A 703-nucleotide genomic window follows, 5' to 3' on the forward strand; every position below is an offset into this window, starting at 1 on the left:
CACTGCCGCACGCGCCTGCGCGGCGAGCAGAGTCTTCGCATACTCGGGATCCGCCGCGTTGCTCTTCGACGCAAGGACGGTCGCTGCGCGCCGCGGCCGCCCGGAACCGTTGCCGAGCGCTTCGCCGCCGAGCAGCGGCACCGCGTGCGTCCAGCCCAGCCTCTGCGCGAGCATGGCGTCGGCGAACCAGCATCCGAGGATGCGCGGAAGGCCGCGGGTCTCGACGGCCGCAAAGGCGCCGATCATCGTTCCGATGGTGCCGTCGGTCGCCGCAAGATGCCGAAGCTCGTCGGCCAGACCGTTCGCCGTCTCGTCATCCCCGGCGAGACCGAGGGCCTCAAGCACGCCGGCGACGCTCGCCTCCGTCAGCAACTCTTCCGCGGGCCGCGCCCCCAGCCGGCGCCAGGCCAACAGCATGTGGCCGGCCGGGCCGACATCGTCGCCGGGACGCGTGAGCAGAACGGCGTCGCGTAGCGCAGCCTCGTCCTCGATGCGTCCGGCCTGCCTCGTCGTCATCGCCGTAGCCGCGAGCGCCAGCCGCTGCCGCCATGCGCCGGCCCATCGCTCCCGCCGGCGGACCACGGCGTCGAGCGCGCCGATCGCGGCGCCCGCGGCGATCGCGACGTCCTCAAGGGCATTTGGCCCAAGCCCTTTCCCGGCAAGGCTTTGCGCATCCGGAACGGCGCGGCGCAGCCAGCCCGGC

General features: G+C 73.7%; 1 protein-coding gene. It reads right to left on the bottom strand.

The window, feature by feature from the left end:
- Positions 1-703 (bottom strand): DUF1403 family protein (locus EOA23_RS35200; protein WP_127307358.1); only part of this gene is annotated, 703 nt, incomplete at both ends.

This window comes from Mesorhizobium sp. M2A.F.Ca.ET.042.01.1.1 (assembly GCF_003997405.1).
Classification (GTDB): domain Bacteria; phylum Pseudomonadota; class Alphaproteobacteria; order Rhizobiales; family Rhizobiaceae; genus Mesorhizobium.